The following is an 18,276-nucleotide window of genomic DNA, read 5'->3' as shown; positions in this document are numbered from 1 at the left end:
CAGTTAAATTAAGGCTGGGAAAAATACCAAAAATGGAAAGCATTCGCATTCAAACTTCGCAAAATGTAGCCATCGAGCAAGAATTGGCCGGTGTGGGCGATCGACTTATTGCAGGCATTATCGACCTGGCGCTTATGATCTTCATTGGTTTAATCGGCTTTGCCATTTTAAGCTCAATTGGAACGGATGAAAACACTCAAATCTTTTTAATCTTAGGCTTCAACTTTATTCTCCTTACTTATCACCCACTTTGTGAAATCTTCTTGGGTGGGGCCTCTTTGGGCAAGAGGGCAATGAATCTAAGAGTAATTCGCCTGGATGGCAGTGCCTTTCGTACTTCGGATGCGATTATTCGCTGGCTCTTTTCGCTAATTGAAATTTTTATGACCATGGGAGGTCTGGCCACCGCTGTAGTTGCCTTAAGCGCCAAAGGTCAACGCCTTGGTGATTTAGCTGCAGGAACCACAGTTATTAAGATCAAAGACAGCTTGGGTTTATTGGAACAGAGCCTGGAAAAGAAGCCTAAAATTGCGGAGGACTATGTCCCCACCTTCAATGGTGTGCTGCGCTTAACTGATCAAGAAATAGATCTTCTTTCCAAGAGCATTGACATCTTCCGAAATTCCCAAGATCGCAAGCCCATGGAAAAGGCAAAGGCCATGGTTGAGCAGCGTTTAGAGATTAGCTCCGAAATGCATCCCATTAAGTTTTTGGAAACCATCCGTAAAGATTACCTCTATTACAGCCTAAAAAGCCAGGAACAATTGGAAAAAGGCCTTCATTAAAAAAGGCCCCCAATGGGAGCCTTCCTTCCTAGTGTTTCAGCAGTTGCCCTTGCCTTAAACCCTGCGGCCCTTTTACCTGCAACCAATAGAGGCCCGCTGGCAAGACACTCAGGTCTACCCCTAGATTAGGTTTGCTGAGTTCAAGCATTATTCGCCCTTGTTGATCTAAAATTCGTAGCAGATCAATTTGCTGATGATCAGGAATCTGAATCCGACCTTCAGTAGGATTAGGGTACCAAAAAGTTTCTTTGCTTAGGCTAAAGTTTGGAACCGACACTCCGGAGGAACCAGTAGAACTCGTATCTCCTCCATAAAGGGCGGTAACCTCCCGGCTGTTTAGCACTCGATTGTAAATCAGCACATCATCCAAAAATCCTTTGTAGGAATTCGAATAATGAATCTGCGAGCCTCCGGTGGGAGTAGTTTGAATGAAATAGCCATAGCGAGGATTGGAGCTAAAGGAAGTAGAAAATGTATTCCAAGCCAGAGTTTTTTGCCCTACCAGGCTATCGTTTAAATACATCTTGGCCGTATCACCATCATAAGTAGCCACGATATGATACCACTGATTAAACTGAAGATTGTAATTTACGATAAGGTCATTTTGTACCCCCAGAAAATAAACCTGACCTTGGGCATAATCTACCGCCACACCGCAACCTTGACTGGGTTGTTGGTTTCCATAGAACATCACAAATTGAATTTGGGCCTCGAAGTTTAAATCGAGCGACTCCTTCATAAACCAGAAACTAAAGCTTCTTGCCGAATCTCCGGATGGATATTTTGGTGAGGCATTATGACTGATAAACTCATTAGGGCCGTTTCCATTTCCTAAAATGTCCATAATTCGCACGGCACCAAAGCCTCCTTTACGATCAGCATGGCCCATGGCCGTACCTTGGTAAGTCATGGCGGTATTAACACCTGATGTATCATGAAACTGAAGGCTGTTGAAATTTGAGTCGATCTCAAAAGGATAGGCCCCAATCAAACCTGAACTCAACTGAATTGGTTGCGCTTTTAGGGCGATCACGAAAATCAAAAGGAATAGGCTGTAGTAATTCTTCATAGCATTTGGATTTATGCCCAAAACTAGACTTACTCCCCCAAAAGCCTTGTAAACAGTGGTATACAAGCGGTATACAGCAGGGGGATTTTCTTGATTTTTTTGTTTTCAGAGCATCCTCTTAGCCATTTGGGCGAAAAGAATACGGCATATGCCCTATTTCCGAAACTGCCTATCTGCTGGAATTTTGAAAAATTAAATATCCCCATCCCTTATGCACAAAATAATCTACAGCTTTGCTTTCATCCTTTTTAGCTTCTTTGCTCAGGCTCAATACTGGCAAAGAACCAATGCATCCATTGCTGCGGTAGGTAATGATACCCGCCTCCTAACCGCTACTACCGGCGATACCATTTATGCTTTAGCCCGTAGTACCAGCCATCGAAATATAATCAGCACCTCCTTAGATCAAGGTCAAACTTGGTCTGCCGGAGCCCCAATATTCGATACCCTGATAGATGGCATCGTGGCAACCGTTTCCCAATTGGCTGGTATTAATGGTCGACTTTATGCTCGTGTAAATCTGGGTACCTCCAGTTATGTGAACTTGTATTACTATTCTGATGACCTGGGCGCAAACTGGACTATCGATACCGCCGGCTTGCCTGCCTCCTTCAACCCCGCTTATAAATTGGGTTTCCGCTTAAAGGCTATGAATAATGGCTATATGGCCGCAATCTCAGAATTTGACGGTGCCTATTTTAAACAAGCCGGACAAAATGCTTGGGTGTTTCGCAATACCTTTAGCACTACCAGTCAAAAGAATATCCAAGACATCACCTATGCTGGTAATACCTGGTATGCGCTTAACAATTTTGTGGCCAATGAGGCGGATCGAATTACCAAATCAACCGACTTTGGTCAAAGCTGGACTTCTACGAATACCAGCGGCCTGCCTACGGGTTTTGCACCTTATAATTTGGTGAGTAACCATCAATCTAAGTTTTACCTTTCTGGTTCCATTTCAGGTGCCGACGCCAATGTAATTCTCTATTCCAATGATGGCTGTGCTACCTGGGGGGCCACGAATACCGCCAGTTTAGCTTCCTATAATTTGGCCAGCGTTTACCTCCACGATTTATATGCAGTAGACGATTATGTCTTCGCCACCTTTTTCCCCACAAGTGGTGATACCGTTTCCCGGATTTTGATCTCCAGTGATCCGGTTCCCAATTTTTCGCTTTGCAGCGTAGATGGCTTACCAACCTACCCCAGCAATCAATTTGCTTTGGCACCGCCTATTCTAAGCTATTTCCATATAGGACCCAAACTCTTCATTGCTTACGCAGATGATTTATACACTTCCAGCCCAGGCTTTGTAGGTGGAAATCCTGGCATCGGAACGAAAGAAAATTCAAGCCTGGAGAAACTAAGCTTTTATCCAAATCCCGCCAAGGATCGCTTAAAGATTGAAGCCTCACAGCAGGGTCGCTTTCAAATATTCTCCCTCGACGGCAGCTTAATGCAGGAAATGGAATTGAATTCTGGTCATCACGAAATTCCTCTGAATCTGCCTCAAGGCCTTTACCTCATCCATTACAATAATGAGCTCAGTAAGCTGATTATTACAGATTAAAAAATCGGAGCGCCCCCTCGGGGGCTTTTCTTTTTTAGAAACTGGCGCTAAAGCTTTCGATATCCTGATCCGCAGGTAAATTGAGTTTCTTTTTTAAGCGATAGCGAGCGGTTTTTACCGAAGCGGGCTCCACATGCAATAGAGCAGCAACCTCCTTAATGCTTAAGCCCAGGCGTGCAAAGGCTAGCAGTCGGAAATCCTTTTCACTTAAGTCAGGATAATCGGCCTTAATCTGAGCAAAGAATTCTGGATGGATTTCCTCAAACTTCAGTTTAAAGTCGGCCCAAAGCGGATCTGCATTTAAATTGGTTTCCAACATTTGACTCATCTTAGCCTGCAAGGCCGAAAGCGCGGTGGATTTTTGAGTATCCAATTCCTGTAAGTCTTCTTTCAGTTGCTCTAAAAGCTCATTACGTTCAGAAAGCTGCAGCGTATTAGTTAGTAGCTGGCGCTTCTTTTGCTCCAACTCCATCTGCAAATTGCTTCTTTGCAATTGCTCGGTTTTAAGTTCCATCTGCAATGCCTCCTCACGGTATAGGGCCAGCTTTCGCTGATTACGCCAAATCCAAATTGCGGCCACCATCAGAATGAAGAAGATTAAAACCAAGACCAATAATAGCCATTGCGATTTTCGCTGAAGGGCATTCTCTGCCTCCAAGAGTTTTAATTTTTGCTCCTTCTCTTTCAAGCGAAAGCGCGCCTCCAATTGCGCAAGGTCCGCTTCTAATTTCTCCCGGTGCAGGGTGTCTTCCATCGACATCCTATCTTCGGCAAATGCCAAGGCTTCTTCAAAATTTCCTTGCCTTTTGTGAATTCTCCGCCCTATTTCCACCAGGGACAAATAATGCTCCCGGTAGCCATGCTTTAGGCAAAAGGGCATCGATTCATCAATTAGAGCTAAAGCTTCCTCATCGCGATCTAAAAAATAGTAGGCCGTTGCCAATTGCACTCGGGCAAAAGCGCCCTTGTAGGTATCTTCAATGGAATCGTAAAAGTTTCGCGCCTTTTCCAGCATTCCAATGGCATCATGTTCTGCTGGATTGTGCATAGTCCAGAGAGTAGCCAAGTAAATCTCCACTTGCTTTTGCAGGGCCGCATCGCCATCTTCTTTAGCTGCTTTTAGCGCATCCAGAAAATAAATTTCGGCCGTATCCATATTCGCACTATCGATAAAGTACTCATTGGCATAAGCCTTACCGAGATTAATGCTGGCAATAGCGCGCAGGCTATGAAAATTACTATCTGCAAATTCCGCCAAGAGCTTTTTATAACGCTGCTTTTGTTCCTGTGGCTGATCCATTCGCGATAGTCCTGTAGTGCGATTAACCAGCAGGCTTAAGCGAATTTCAGTGGGTATGTCTTCCCAGGATAATACGGCTAAAGCGCTATCGGTATAAGCCACCTGAGCTTCTACATCACCAAGTTTGTAGAGCTCAATGCCCATTTGATTAAAAATCTTAATGCGCTCAATCTTGGCGTTCTTATCGCTGCCCACCAGTTTGGCCAAGGCCAGGCGATAGGCATACAGAGCAGAATCGCTTTTATTGGTCTCCTTATAATGATCCCCCAATTTGCGATAATAGGCGGCAAGGCTGTCTATTTCTTCCTGAGCTTGCAGGGAAAAAGTGAAGAGGAGCATTAAACTCCAAAGGCGAATAATCTGAAAAAGGGGCTTTGAGGATATCGGCATTTGCTGAATAACGCGCATTGGGCACTCCATGGTTGGATTTCTATCTATCCTGAACATGAATTAGAGCAGAAGATCCATTATCCAGTACTAGAACAAAGAGTCCCTGAACAGCCTCCTTAAAGCTTAATTTGGAGCCCTCCTGCCTAAAGGCCACCTGCCGACCATAGAGATCATAAACGGCCCGAACCTGATGATTGGCCGGAATATAGAATTCACCCTCCGAGGGATTAGGATAGACTGCTATTGCAGATTCTTCTTCACTTAATCCAATACCCTGACAGTTAAGCGCATTGATATAAGACCATAATTGACTATCGAATCCTGATAAGGCTAATGCCGATGAATCTGCCGCTTGCCCCTGGCGCACCACCACCAGATTTTGAGAGGGCACTACATAAATGCGTTGATCATTTTTTCCGGCGGCCATATATAAATCCGAAGGCGCATTCGGAATAATGGGACCATTAAAACTGATGGGCAATCCCGGCTGGATGAAACTGCTTTTTCCATTTAACCAGGTGAGGTATCCATAGGCAGGGTTTAGGCTTTGGCTGCTTTGTTGCATAGCCCTCAAATAATTGGTATCGGCCAAAACCTTTTGCCCGTTCCATTCTCCTTCCGCCAGGAGTAGCAAACCAAAACGAGCCATTTGGCGTGCATTCGAAAAGTAGAGATTATCCAACCATAGTCCTCTAAATCCAATGCTTCCCGCTAAGGTATTTTGGGTATAGCGATTTAGCCCGGTCCCGGAGGCCTGCTCCAAAACATCTTTTAAAAGGAGATATGGAGCATTGTGATAATACCATTGTGTTCCGGCATCCATTCGATAGAGCAAGCAAGAATCGGCGGTACAATCCAGATTAGGCACCTGATAATCTAATCCGGTGGTCATTTGCAATTGATCCTTGATGGTGATCAAAGCTTCCTTATTGGCCGGAGCACTGGTCCAGCCCCTTCCTAAATATTGCGAAGTACTGTCGTTGATATCTAATAAGCCTTCCTCTTGAGCCTTACCGATCAAGAAAGCCATCAAGGTCTTTCCGGCCGAAGCCCAGTACCAAACTGAATCTTGCGTATAGCTGCCATAATAGGCTTCATGCACGATTTTTCCATCCTTTAAAATCAATAAGGATTTGGAGTGGGCAGCAAGGGCAAAACTATCTAAAGCGGCAATTTGAGGAGGGCACCAGTTAAGGCGGGTCGGACTTAGGGTATCCCAAGAACCATTGCTAGCGGGAAAGTAAAGCTGAGCTTTGACACCAAAACTCATCAAGATTAAAAAAAGTAGGAGCTTTCGCATGAAGCAGATTTAGCTTTAAATCGAAGGGAAAATTACAAAGAACTCCCCTCATCCTACCTCATAATTCTCTGATTTATAGACCCGGACCCAAAACCAAATCCGGACTTAAATCATCAAAACCCGGACGTTTAAAGGCCATGGCCTGCGGAAATAGGCTTAAGCACTGCTCTTTAAAATCTTCACTGGCCAATTGAAAAGCGGCGATGCTTTGGTGGTATTCCGGATACAGCCGATCCATGATTTCCAATACCAGTAGAAGATGATTGAGAGCTAGAATTAAGACCTTGGCGCTTCCATTCCAATCGCTTTGCAAGGGAATCTGACCTCCGGCATCAAAGCGTCCGCCCAAAGCTCGATGGAGTTTAGGACCTAAAAAATTACGGTAATGCAGCAAGACTTCCCGAGCGTTTAAGCGCTGTAGAAAATGAGCTTCCCGCACAAAGGAATCCTGCTTTTGCATGGCCTGCTCCCAGCTTTCGGTTAAGTGCTGCAATACTTGGCCATAATGCCCTTGCCACTGATCGTAAATCCCTAAAATTGGGGAAGCATCCGGATTAAAATCCCCCTGGTCTTCGAGCTCTTTAATCTTAGCTGGCAGGGCCTCCACCTTCTTAAGATCGATCTCTTCAAAAACATGGCGAGGCTCTTCTCCTGAAGCAGGACCAGACCATTCCTGAGGATCTAATTCCTCATCGCCATAGCGGGCATGATATAAACCACACAAACTGCTTAAGGGGCAGCGTTGGCACCAGCGATTGCAATACTGTTGGATGGAAGGAATCCGATACAAGGGAATAATTTCCCTAAAAATAAGAAAGGTCGGCGAGCTGCCGACCTTCCAGGTAATTTCATCAGGGCCTAGTCCTTGTATTCGGCCGAGCGACTGTCGATAATTTCATTGGTGCGTTCAATGGCTTTTTTGAGCTTGTAATCGCTCCAGCTATTCTTGTAGAATTTATTGAAGTACTCATCCAATTTGCGAATCACAAATACATTGTAGGCTCCTTGCAGTTTCCCCATTCTACTAGGGTTTAGAGTTCTCAAGCTTAAGGAGAAAGAGCCGTCGATGTATTGAATATAGTGCCAAATACCGCTAGGCATAAACAAGGTTTCGCCCGGCAATAAATCCGTTTGCCAACCCGAAGCCAGTTTCAAGGCCGGATATTTCTCGTAATCGATATTCCCAAGATCGGCCGCACTGTGGGTGGTAAAGGGTAATTTATAGAGGTACTTAGTTTGACTTTGATCAAAGAGGGTAATGCGCTTGGTGCCTCCAAACTGGGTGATAAAGACATTGGAAAGATCAATATCATAATGCAGGCGAACATCACTCCCTGCGCATCCGAAAAACATATATGGATAGTCTTCCAAGTATCCATCCATGATGGGTGGAAAATCGAAATCATTAAGCAGGGAAGGCTCCAACTTGAAAAGGTTAAACAAGAAAATGCGGAGATCAGATTTTACATCTCCCTCCAACATATCTAAATACTCTCCAAAAGTGGTCTCCTTTACATGGGGCATCACAATTTGCGTGGGCCCATTATCTTGCCAAGCACCATGAAGTTTTACCTTATGGTCACCGGCTATTTCTTTCAAAAAAGGATAGGTCCATTTTTCACGAGCCTCCCAGTTTTTAGAATAGTTCTTTAGCTTAACCGGAATACGAGTTTTGACATATTTCTGATAAAACTCTTCCGGACTTATATCGTCTACAACGTCTACCGCTTGCAGTTGCATGCTATGGAAATTTGATTGGCAAAATTACAAAATTGCTTCGCTGAGGATGGGCTTATAACGCATAAACCTCAAAATTGATCTCTGCTTCATCAAAGAAAATACCGAAATAGTTTTGCGCCAATATTTCAGGCGGGCGTTGAGCTTAACCTTTATTTGACTATAAAATCTAGCTTATTTTTCTTCAAATTTCTCTTCCAAAATGCTGGCAATCAATATCACTAAAAGCTCAATTTCTTCTTTGCATTTCTTCTCCTACATTAATGCATTTAGTCGCTTTAAGAGTTCATCTTTAAATTGCCTTCCTACTGGAATTTCTTCTTTCCCGATATATATGGTATTTCCATAAATTTCATCAATTCGGTTTAAATTAACCAGATAGGACTGATGCACTCTAACGAACTGCATGGGCAAGGAGAGGCCCGCCTTTTTTAAACTCAAATGCAGGGTGTAGGTTTTCTCTGCGGTGATCAACTGCAGGTAATTGGAAAGTCCTTTTAAAAAGAGTATCTCCGAATATTCCAATCGCAAATAGCGACTACCATCCTTCACAAAAAAACTTTGTTCTTCAACTTTCGAAGCCGTATTAATCTGCAAGTATTCGCGCATTTTATAGGTGGCCGCTAAAAATTTAGGATAAGCCACTGGCTTGGTGAGATAGGCTATTGTATTGTAGTCATAGCTCTGTACTGCATATTGATCGTAGGCTGTCACAAAAATTGTGGGGATAGGCTCATCGGCCAAAGCCAATAATTCTTGCCCATTGATATGCGGCATTTTCACATCCAGAAAAAGGAAATCAAAGTCAGAACGGCGATCCTTAATAAAATGCAAGGCCTCTTGGGGGTCACTAAAAACACCAGCCGACTGCAAAAAATCCGTCTTACGAGCATATTCCTCCAGCAAGGCGATTGCCGGTGGTTCATCTTCAATAATCAAATACCTCAGTGCCATATCAATATTCGTATTTGGAAACGCTCCCCTTCTTCCCTTCTCTCAAGGCGATAGTGTCCGGGGAAGTTCAAATCCAATTGTTTCTTTAAACTTTCCAAACCCAAATTGCTACCTGGGCTTTCCGCCGATTGCGAACCAATTTTATTATCCGTAGAAAAATAGAGATAGCTCTTTGTGGAGCGCAGTCGGAGCTTTATCCAACCTTGGCGGGATAAGTCACCATGCTTAAAGCAATTTTCCACCAGATTAATCAAACTGAAGATCGGGATTTCGAATTGCGGGTTTATGGGGCGAAACCTGGTATCTACCGGAAAATCCTTCAAGAGTCGCTGTTGCTGTACAAATAGATAGTCTTCCAAAGGCCCAATCTCCTCTTGAACCTCCACTAAAAAACGCTCTCGATTTTCCAGATTATAGCGCAATATGCCCGCCAGCCTAAGCAGGGTTTCCGGCAATTGCTTTTGCTGATTCAGGCTTAGGGATAATAGGGTATTGAGGGCATTAAACAGAAAATGCGGATTTAGCTTGGTCCGTAAAAATCGCGCTTCAGCCAGGGCTTGCTCTCGTTCCAACTGGGCCTGTTTTTTCTCCAATGCTATAGCATTACGCGCCCCGCCATAGAGGTAGCCTGCCAATACAAATAGGATTCCATTAGTAAGGTAATAGAGGTAGAGCTCTAAGCTATAGGTCATAAACTCCACGCCCAAAAACCAGTGGTATATACTCATATATACCGCATAACTAAGTACCGGGGCAATTAATACCATGGCCAAAGCCCCTAATCCCGACCAGGGTTTAGGCCGTGGAAATATCAATAAGGCGGTGCAATAAAATATAAGTGCATTTAAGCCCTGCCCGAAAATAGCCTTGGCAATTACCGGGGCAATTTCATAGGAATGATTAAGCGCTTCGGAGAAAGCTTCACTGCAAATGATTAAAATCCAAAGCAGGAAATGCACCCATTTATTGGCCAGAAAATTCTTCAAAAAACTAAAATTAAAGGACCAAAAATAGCAGGCTCCACCTGCGAGCTGGAGATTTTCAATAAAGATTAACTATTGTTTAACTTATTGAAATTTAGCAAGATAGAACAAGCTAAAAAGTCATTGAAAATCGGTTGATCCCATTAAAATTTGGGTCGATCGCATAAAATGTTTTTCCCTTTTAGAGCGGCATCAATACTTCGTAGGGTAAAACGAAAATTATGATGCGACTTTGTCTTTTCCTCCTGCTCTCCTCTATGGCTTTTGCCCAGAGCACCGGTTCCTTTCATCAGGATCACACTTTTAATACTAGCGACTTTAACAATCTCAATCGCCGTTTTTCCTTTTATGTTCCGGCCACTTATCAGGCCAGTCAAAATCATACTTTAATTCTGGCCTTACCCGGTTGTGGGGTGGCCCCGAATGATTTCCGCGATGACCTTCGCAATATTGCTGATTCCCTCGATGCCATTGTAGCCTGCCTCGATGCCGGGGGCAATGCGATTACCGATGAATATGGTGGCCGCGAAGTAAAATTGCTCGAATACCTCTACGATTCTGTTCAAGCTCATTATTCTATTGATTCCAATGCTGTTTATCTCACCGGCTTTTCTTGCAATGGTCGCGAAGCCATGCGCGTGGTTTTAGAAGAACTTACGACGGTTCCTTTTGCAGGTGTAATACCCTATTCCGGGGCCTTCAACCATCCTAATTTCAACCCGCCCAGTTTTGCCCGTTCGCAAGTAAGCCCGGTGTGTTTGTGCATGGGCACCCGCGATTACTTTTATACTCAGCTGCCCTATTATCATGATCTAATTGATAGCCTGCAAGCTCGCCAGGCACAGTTTCACGAAATCCTTATGCCCAATGTAGGGCATACCACCGTGCATCCACGCTTTGATGAATATATGCTGGACTGCTTCGAGTATTTGTCCAATACTACCACCATTGGTTTAAGGGAAGATTCTGGTCAGGAAGCTCCCTTCCAATATCGTCGCCAGGGAGAGAAGGAAGTTTGGGTTTATTCGAATAGCCCGGGAAAGGCTCGGGCTAAAATTTTAAGCCTCGATGGTAAAATGCTATTTGATGTGCTATTTCAAGATGAGCAGTCCTTCAGCTTGCCTCAAAAAGGAATCTACTTTTTGCAGCTCAGCAATACTCAGGGCCAGCAATATGAAGTAAAACTTGCCTTGTGAAAAGCCTGAGCTATTTAGTTCTGCTTTGCTGCATCCTGTGTGGAAAGACTCTATCCGCACAGGATCAGTATCGCCTGGAAATAGACACTTTGAATTATCAAAGTCGAAGCGGTGGCACATTGCTTTTTCCGGCTTCAAATTGGGATCCTTTTCAAACGGCCCAAATAAACCTGGGCTTCAATTTCCCTTTTATGGATACGGTTATTAGTTCCGTGAAATTAGAGGCGAGTGGCCGTTTGGTTTTTGATGCGCGACATCATTATTGGCTCGACCTCAATACTATTGCCTGGCTAAGAGCCGCACCTGGTTTAAGTTCATCTCCAGTACGACTAATCCGCGAAAGCTTTAGCAACGGCAGCCAAAAGGTGATCCTTCAATTTGAGAATGCCCGCTTTGACCATAATCCCTCTAAGGCTATCAATTTTCAAATTTGGTTTAATGAGCATGATGCTTCTCTCAGCTTTCACATGGGACCCCATGATAGTATAGATGTGCAAAATTTAAGCATGGGACCCTTTTTAGCCTACAGCAAGCTGGAAAGCCTCAATCCCTTAAAATTTGAGCAATACCATTGCTGGTACGGCAGCCTTGGCCAATTGAAAGACACTTTGGTGGAGAACCGCAGTTTTAATGCCTTCCCCAATTATCATTTAAATGGCCTTTGGGAGGAGAACACTTTAATCAGCTTAATCCCCAACAATGGCATTGGACAGGCCGAAATCCGAAAAACCGATTACCAATTTATACCTACTCGAGACCGCATCCTTTTACCAGAAGGTCAGTTTCAATACCGCATTTGCCAGCTTAATGGTCTTTGCTTGGAAGAAGGACGCATTCAAGAAAGCCTTGACTTAGAATCACTCAAACCAGGCCTATACCTCATTCAATTCGCCGCCGATCAGCAAGTTCAAACCCTTAAAATTCAAATACTGTGAAAAGACTTTTCCTCTTCGTGCTCCTTATTCCTTTTAGCCTTTGCGCGCAAAATTTCAGTGCCGACAGCGATGCTTGGATATGGTCCTTACCCGCAGCTCAAAATATCAATTTTGGAAAGCCTAATGCTCAAAACAGCGGCTTACACAATGTGCTTCGCGCAGAAAGTTGGCAATGGCAAGGCACTCGAAATGATACCATCCGTTTTCTCATTCACTTTCCGGCCGATACCATTCCGCCCCAGGATATAGATAGTGCTTTTCTGTATTTGAAGTTTTTTGCCAATCCCAATTTCACGCAGCAGGTTGGGCAAAATGCCTTTCGCATTCATCCCATCACCGAAGCCTGGCAAGAAACACAGGTTACCTGGGCCAATCAGCCGGCCATTGATGATCAAGTATTTGTAGAAGGAGCCACCAGCCAAAGCGATACCCAAAGCTATCGATTGGATGTAACTCAATTATTGAAATCTGCCAACCAACAGCAGGCCACTGGCTTTATGGTAAAGCTACGCACAGAAACTCCTTTCGCGGGTGTAAGCTTCGCCTCTAGAGAGCACAATCAAAGCGCATTACACCCCAGATTAATAGTACATAGACCCAGCGGTATTGGTTTAAAAGAAAAAGCCAAAACTGCAATTGAGTTCAATAATCCTGTAAATGACAAATTGCAATTGAAGGCCTCAGATGCTGAGCCGCTGGAAGTACAAATATTGGATAGCCAAGGTCGCAAAGTTTATCAAGGTAGCCTCGACAACACTTTGAACATCAACACGTCGGAATGGGCTATTGGTCGCTATTATATGTGGATCAATGGAGAACAACATGCCTTGGTAAAGCTTTAGTTTTCAGCAGAGCATGACTTTGGCTATGGGACCCGGACCTCTCTTAATCCTCGGATGCACACGAAGAGAGGTTCGGCTCTCCCGATTTTTAAGATGAATGTTTAAGCTCAGGGAAAATTGTATTTTTGAGGACCCTCATTCGAGGATAACCGATTTTCCCTTTACCACAGCCCCTATTGTATGACGTGGCATTTCCGGGAATATAAAGCAGAAGGCTTACTGGCAGAATACATTGATTGTTTCTGGTCCGAAAATTATATGGACCGGAGTGAGAGCAAACAATTAATGATTTTCCCGGATAATACCGTAGAACTCATTTTTTCGGAAAATCCATTTATTCGCAATGGGCAGCGCTATCTCAGTCATTTAAGTGGCTTAAAAACCCAAAGTCAGATGGTAGCGGTAGAACGCAGTCCCTTAGTAGCGGTGCGTTTTAAACCCTATGGCTTAAAGCCCTTCATTAATTGCGCAAGTCAGGAACTTCTAAATGGCAGCTTTGCACCCGAAGAGGTATTCGGTCCGGAGATTCGTGCAATTGAAGAACAATTATTTGAAGCCGCTGATTTCGAGAGTCGGGTTCAAATCTTAAGCCAATACTTCCTCTTTAAGCTTAAGAAACAGACATCCGAAAAACCTTTTGCATCCCCTATAGCGGCTTATATTTCTGCACAGCAAGGCCAGGCAACGGTGCAAGGTTTAATGAATTGGTCTGGGCTTTCCCTCAAAAGCTTAGAACGTCATTTTAAGAAACATTTCGGCTTAAGTCCCAAGCAATATCTCAGGCTGCAACGAGTGCTTATGGCTCTAGTTCGCACCAAGGCTGATCATCAAAGCTCCCTCACCGCCATTGCTTATGATTTTGGCTATTTCGATCAAGCCCATTTTATTCATGAGGTGCAAAGTTTTACGGGTTTAAACCCGATGCGCTTCCGCAGTGAACTTAGCGATTTACAAGCCCAATTATTCGTGTAGGGCCAAAAGCTAAACTGTCGATTTTTTACAATTTTCCTTTCGTCCATCCGGCTTCTTTTGTTTCTAAATGAAGATCCCTACCACTCTGTTTCTATTGCTATTGGCACTAGGTGCTAAGTCGCAATGGCTCAATGCCGATGGCTATTCCCTAGCCTACTATGGCGAATTTATTAGTCATCCCGGGCTTAAAGGAAGCTTGCATTATTCGCTTAAAGATTGGAATTCGAGCAAAGATTCGCAGCGCCAGCGAAGTATAAGCTTAAGTCCAAGCCTCGGCTTTTTCTACCATGCTAATTATCAAAGCAGCTTCTTTGTGGATGCAGAATTGGCTTATCAGCGCAGTAAAAAAAGACATGCCTGGGAATGGGGCCTAATCGGAGGTTATCAGCGATCCTTCATCCCAAACTCTTGGCGCATTTTGCACAATGGCATTGTTGAACAACATCATCCATCCTACGGAGCCTTGCGCAGTGGCCTCTTTGTGAAATACCAGAGACGGATCTATCAAAATGAAGAGTATCATTTAAACCTGTATATCAAACCCAGCACGCTGGCCGCCTGGACCGGCTTTCCCTCTTACACCGGTTATTTTTTCCTGGAAATCGGTCTTAATATGAAGCACAAAGCATGAAAAAGCTAATCACTCTAATCTTGATTGGAAGCCTTTTTGCTTGCCAAAAATTTGAAAGCAGTACTAGCGCCGAAACCTATTTTCACCTTACGGTGGATAAGGCTAGTATTCCGGTTTTGCTTCGCGGTAATACCGCCTCGAATAAAATTATGCTCTTCGTAAACGGGGGCCCAGGCCTAACCAGCTTGGATCTGGCCGAGGCTGATCTTTTTAAATGGAAAACGAATCTCGAAAAATCTGTAGCCATTGCTTATTACGACCAAAGGGGCTGCGGAAATGCCCAAGGTAATTTTGAAGAATCGAGTATTAATCTCCAACAATACCGCAAAGATCTTCATTACGTTTTAGGCGTTTTAAAGGCCCAGTATCCCGATGCGGAGCTCAGCCTCTGCGGGCATAGCTTTGGCGGCTTCTTAGCGAGCTCTTATCTCTTGGAATATGGCGATCAGGCCCTGGCCGATAAGCTCATTCTAATAGATGGTGCCTTGAATTATGACTTCGATCTCACTTGGGAATATCGCCGCATTTTCCTTCAGGAAATGGCCGAAGCTCAAATCAATTTGGGGGAAAATATAGCCCATTGGCAAGCGGCACTAGATTGGCTAAATACGGAGCCAGATCTCAGTGATAATGCCCAAAAGAAAATCTGGAATCAATATGTAGGTCAACCCGGTGAATACCTTATCCCCGATGAATATTTAGCACTTTCCCTACGGGACTATATGAAACTAGGCTTCGCCTCCTCCTATAATCCATTCCCTGCTTTTTTATCCTCCAATTTGGAGAAGGTAAATGATCTTCTGAATGCAGAACTAGAAGGTCAAAATTTACAAAGTGACTTAAAGCAGATTAAGCTTCCTGCCCTCTTCTTGTGGGGTCAATACGATGATCTTATTCCCCCCCAAGAAGGCAAAGCTATGTTCGACAGCTTAGGCACGGTAGACCATCAAAAAGAATTCATCAGCCTCCCTAATGCGGGTCATGAACCGATGTTTAGCCAAAACGGAGCGCTGCAAGCCTTTATTAAAAACTTCATTCTGCACTCTTAATTCTTTCTTATGAAAACAAAGATTCTCAGTTTCAGCTTGGCCCTTATAAGCAGCTTGACCCTCATGGCTCAGCGAACAACCACCCTTCGAACCAATAATTTTGAGGCCGTCCTTTGTGATAATGGCGGGCTATTTCAGGATTACAACGGCATAGGTAAATTAACCATTAAAAGCCCAGGTGGTCAAAGAATTATGACTAATGGCCTGCTTTGGATTGGTGCCTATTATAACAATGCGCAATACATCGCAATGCAAAAAGGCTACAACCCCGACTTCGATCCACAAGGCAGTAAAACTGACTTTCACACGGGACCAATTAGTAATGATTTTAATGATCCCAACTATATCAATCAGTTTGTAAAGCTTTGGCAAATCAGTCGCATAGACATTGATTACCACAATGCGCATTATAATGAGGCCAATTACCTGATGCATAGCACCATTCGCGATTGGCCTGCCCATGGAGACACTAATCGCGGAGAGGCCTTTTATTTAGCTCCTTTCCATGATCGTGACAGCAATGGTATCTATGAACCTTCTCTAGGTGATTATCCGATGATTCGAGGTGATGAGGCCGTGTATATGATATTCCAAGATTTAAACCGGGATATAGCCTTTTCTGACACCAATAGCATGGGCCTAGAAATCCATTTAATGGTCTATGCCTTTGACCAAGCCCAGGTTTACCATCTCAATAACTCCATCTTCCTTAATTATCGGATCATCAATCGTAGTAACCGAAGCTATGAGCAATTCAGTACGAATTTTTATCAAGCAGTAAGCGTTGGAGGTGATTGGAATGACCTGATCGGAAGTGACTCCAGTAGAGCCATGATCTACGCTTATAATCGCGATTCCACTGATTCTGGATATAGATCTTTTGGAAACTATCCAGGTGCCGTTGCAGTTTACGATTTAGACTATAAAGCCAATGGCTCCCTTTATTACAATAACTACATTCCTACAGTAGACACTAACACCTGTTACCCTAAAAATATAAACCATTATTTCAACCTAATTCAGGGACGTTGGCGAAATGGTGAAGTCTTGCGATTAGATAATCCGAGCGGACTTTTTGATACCCTAAACGGAGAAGGTTACCAAAGTTCGCCTCCTTTTAGTCCACAAACCAATTGGGTTTATAATGACCAAAACAACTGGTACAATTCACCTAATAAATCGCTTGTAACAGATTGTCTTTTACGTTATACCAAGCCCTCTTTTCCGCCTGGAGATACCATTTGTTGGAACTTGGCTATTAGCTACGCTAATGATTCAACGGACCTCAACCCCTATGCTTCGGTGGTAAAATTGAAGTCCAAATCTGATGCCCTAAGAGCCTTTTATCAGGCGCAAAACTATGACTGCCAAACCTATAAGATTGGCTTGAATGAAAAGGTCACATTGCCTCAAATCCAAGTTTATCCGCAACCTGCTCAGGGATATCTGCAAATTGAGGCACCCTATCCCCTGCAAAAGGTGGAGCTGTATCGCTTGGATGGACAAAAGTGCCTGAGTTTAGAAGGAAACCAAAAGCAGATTCAAATCAATTGCGCTGGCCTGGCTCCGGGCATTTATATCCTGCGTATGGAATCTAAAGAAGGAGAGCCTCAGACTAAAAAAATTCTCATTCAATAAACGGAAATGAATAGCATCCCCTGGTCTACTTTCCGCATTCCAATCCTACTGATAAGCTTGACTGCCGCAGTCTGGGCCTGTCATCCGGAAGCCCCCCAAGAAACTGGTTCGCAAGCACCGGCTAATGGTTATCCATGGCTACCGGATGACTTGGGTCCGGTCCCCCAAATCCTGCGGCCCGGTGAACTCTCTACCGCCATCGACAAATTCAATTTCACGCTAAGCCCTGGTGGAGATACCGTTTTCTATTGTGCCACCAATCAAAAGCTGGGTTTTACCGCTCCCGTTTATCAGGTTTGGAATGGAACCGCATTTGACCCACCACAATGGCTTCCCTTTGCCGAAGCGGAAATACCGATGGCCGATGTTCAAATGAGTCCCGATGGTAAGCATTTATTCTACAGCACCTTTAAAGATTATCCCGGAAAGGCAGAAGGTTTTCATTTCGATCTCTGGCAAGTGCAATGGAAGAATAATGCCTGGCAGGAACCTCAGCCTGTAAAAGGTGAATTGGCCAGTGCTGGCAATGAATTTTACCCGGTGTCTACAAATAGTGGTCGACTCTATTTCAATTCGGATTTCGAAAACACTTCCGACCTCTATTACGCCGACTTTAAGGATGGTCTGTATGGAAAAGCTATTGCCCTTCCCGCAAATATTAATACCGAAGCGCGCGAGGCCGATGCCTTTGTGGCGGCCGATGAATCGTATATCGTATTTGTTCGAGTAGATGCGGAAGACGGTTTTGGCAATAGCGATCTCTATATCAGCTTTCGCCGATCCGACACCAGCTGGACCGATCCTCAAAATTTAGGTCCTACCATCAACAGCGATCAAATTGACGGTAGCCCTTGGCTGAGTCCGGACGGGCAATATCTGGTTTTTACTACCGGCCGAAAAGAAGCCCAAATATGATCCCGTT

At 44.1% G+C, this 18,276-nt stretch carries 17 protein-coding genes; 10 read left to right on the top strand and 7 right to left on the bottom strand.

Annotation, left to right across the window (positions count from 1 at the left end):
* Positions 1-32 precede the first annotated feature (32 nt).
* Positions 33-785: an RDD family protein gene (locus tag H4K34_RS09180; protein WP_210757127.1), complete on the top strand. Its 753-nt coding sequence runs from the start codon at positions 33-35 to the stop codon at positions 783-785.
* A 28-nt stretch (positions 786-813) separates the two neighbouring features.
* Here the strand turns inward: H4K34_RS09180 and H4K34_RS09175 are convergent, their stop codons facing one another.
* Positions 814-1,854, bottom strand: a complete 1,041-nt coding sequence (locus tag H4K34_RS09175; protein WP_210757126.1) for a LamG-like jellyroll fold domain-containing protein — start codon at positions 1,852-1,854, stop codon at positions 814-816.
* 211 nt (positions 1,855-2,065) lie between these two features.
* On the opposite strand from H4K34_RS09175, the gene H4K34_RS09170 reads away from it, so the two are divergent.
* Positions 2,066-3,427 (top strand): T9SS type A sorting domain-containing protein, encoded by a 1,362-nt coding sequence (locus tag H4K34_RS09170; RefSeq protein ID WP_210757125.1) that lies wholly within the window; start codon positions 2,066-2,068, stop codon positions 3,425-3,427.
* 34 nt (positions 3,428-3,461) lie between these two features.
* Here H4K34_RS09170 and H4K34_RS09165 read toward each other — a convergent pair whose 3' ends face one another.
* The 6 genes from H4K34_RS09165 to H4K34_RS09140 all read right to left on the bottom strand — a co-directional run bounded on the left by H4K34_RS09165 (position 3,462) and on the right by H4K34_RS09140 (position 10,094).
* On the bottom strand, positions 3,462-5,117 hold the full coding sequence (locus H4K34_RS09165) for a hypothetical protein (protein WP_210757124.1): 1,656 nt from the start codon (positions 5,115-5,117) through the stop codon (positions 3,462-3,464).
* A gap of 40 nt (positions 5,118-5,157) precedes the next feature.
* Complete coding sequence (locus H4K34_RS09160; protein ID WP_210757123.1) at positions 5,158-6,417, bottom strand: serine hydrolase domain-containing protein; 1,260 nt, start codon at positions 6,415-6,417, stop codon at positions 5,158-5,160.
* A 73-nt stretch (positions 6,418-6,490) separates the two neighbouring features.
* The gene (locus H4K34_RS09155; protein WP_210757122.1) at positions 6,491-7,207 is read right to left on the bottom strand and encodes a hypothetical protein; all 717 of its coding nucleotides are present in this window, start codon (positions 7,205-7,207) and stop codon (positions 6,491-6,493) included.
* Positions 7,208-7,275: 68 nt separating this feature from the next.
* A complete protein-coding gene (locus tag H4K34_RS09150; RefSeq protein WP_210757121.1) occupies positions 7,276-8,157 on the bottom strand; it encodes a cupin-like domain-containing protein in 882 nt (293 codons plus the stop codon).
* 252 nt (positions 8,158-8,409) lie between these two features.
* Positions 8,410-9,108 carry a LytR/AlgR family response regulator transcription factor gene (locus H4K34_RS09145; protein ID WP_210757120.1) on the bottom strand — a complete coding sequence of 233 codons (699 nt, stop codon included), beginning with the start codon at positions 9,106-9,108 and terminating at the stop codon, positions 8,410-8,412.
* Positions 9,099-10,094 (bottom strand): sensor histidine kinase, encoded by a 996-nt coding sequence (locus tag H4K34_RS09140; RefSeq protein ID WP_210757119.1) that lies wholly within the window; start codon positions 10,092-10,094, stop codon positions 9,099-9,101. The genes H4K34_RS09145 and H4K34_RS09140 overlap by 10 nt, the downstream gene beginning before the upstream one ends.
* A 218-nt stretch (positions 10,095-10,312) precedes the next feature.
* Between H4K34_RS09140 and H4K34_RS09135 the strand changes: the two genes are divergently transcribed.
* The 8 genes from H4K34_RS09135 to H4K34_RS09100 all read left to right on the top strand — a co-directional run bounded on the left by H4K34_RS09135 (position 10,313) and on the right by H4K34_RS09100 (position 18,269).
* Positions 10,313-11,287, top strand: a complete 975-nt coding sequence (locus tag H4K34_RS09135) for a hypothetical protein (RefSeq protein WP_210757118.1) — start codon at positions 10,313-10,315, stop codon at positions 11,285-11,287.
* Positions 11,284-12,222 carry a hypothetical protein gene (locus tag H4K34_RS09130; RefSeq protein ID WP_210757117.1) on the top strand — a complete coding sequence of 313 codons (939 nt, stop codon included), beginning with the start codon at positions 11,284-11,286 and terminating at the stop codon, positions 12,220-12,222. Before H4K34_RS09135 ends, H4K34_RS09130 begins: the two co-directional genes overlap by 4 nt.
* Positions 12,219-13,064 (top strand): DNRLRE domain-containing protein, encoded by an 846-nt coding sequence (locus H4K34_RS09125; protein WP_210757116.1) that lies wholly within the window; start codon positions 12,219-12,221, stop codon positions 13,062-13,064. The genes H4K34_RS09130 and H4K34_RS09125 overlap by 4 nt, the downstream gene beginning before the upstream one ends.
* Before the next feature lie 180 nt (positions 13,065-13,244).
* Entirely contained in the window at positions 13,245-14,036 is a 792-nt protein-coding gene (locus H4K34_RS09120) for an AraC family transcriptional regulator (protein WP_210757115.1), read from the top strand.
* Positions 14,037-14,103: 67 nt separating this feature from the next.
* A complete protein-coding gene (locus tag H4K34_RS09115; protein WP_210757114.1) occupies positions 14,104-14,667 on the top strand; it encodes a hypothetical protein in 564 nt (187 codons plus the stop codon).
* Positions 14,664-15,716, top strand: a complete 1,053-nt coding sequence (locus H4K34_RS09110) for an alpha/beta fold hydrolase (RefSeq protein ID WP_210757113.1) — start codon at positions 14,664-14,666, stop codon at positions 15,714-15,716. The genes H4K34_RS09115 and H4K34_RS09110 overlap by 4 nt, the downstream gene beginning before the upstream one ends.
* Before the next feature lie 9 nt (positions 15,717-15,725).
* Positions 15,726-17,354, top strand: a complete 1,629-nt coding sequence (locus tag H4K34_RS09105; protein ID WP_210757112.1) for a T9SS type A sorting domain-containing protein — start codon at positions 15,726-15,728, stop codon at positions 17,352-17,354.
* Between the two features lie 6 nt (positions 17,355-17,360).
* The gene (locus H4K34_RS09100; RefSeq protein WP_210757111.1) at positions 17,361-18,269 is read left to right on the top strand and encodes a TolB family protein; all 909 of its coding nucleotides are present in this window, start codon (positions 17,361-17,363) and stop codon (positions 18,267-18,269) included.
* Positions 18,270-18,276 lie beyond the last annotated feature (7 nt).

This window comes from Croceimicrobium hydrocarbonivorans (assembly GCF_014524565.1).
Classification (GTDB): domain Bacteria; phylum Bacteroidota; class Bacteroidia; order Flavobacteriales; family Schleiferiaceae; genus Croceimicrobium; species Croceimicrobium hydrocarbonivorans.
Note: the sequence above shows the minus strand (reverse complement) of the source record. Positions and strands in the feature narration are given on the sequence as shown.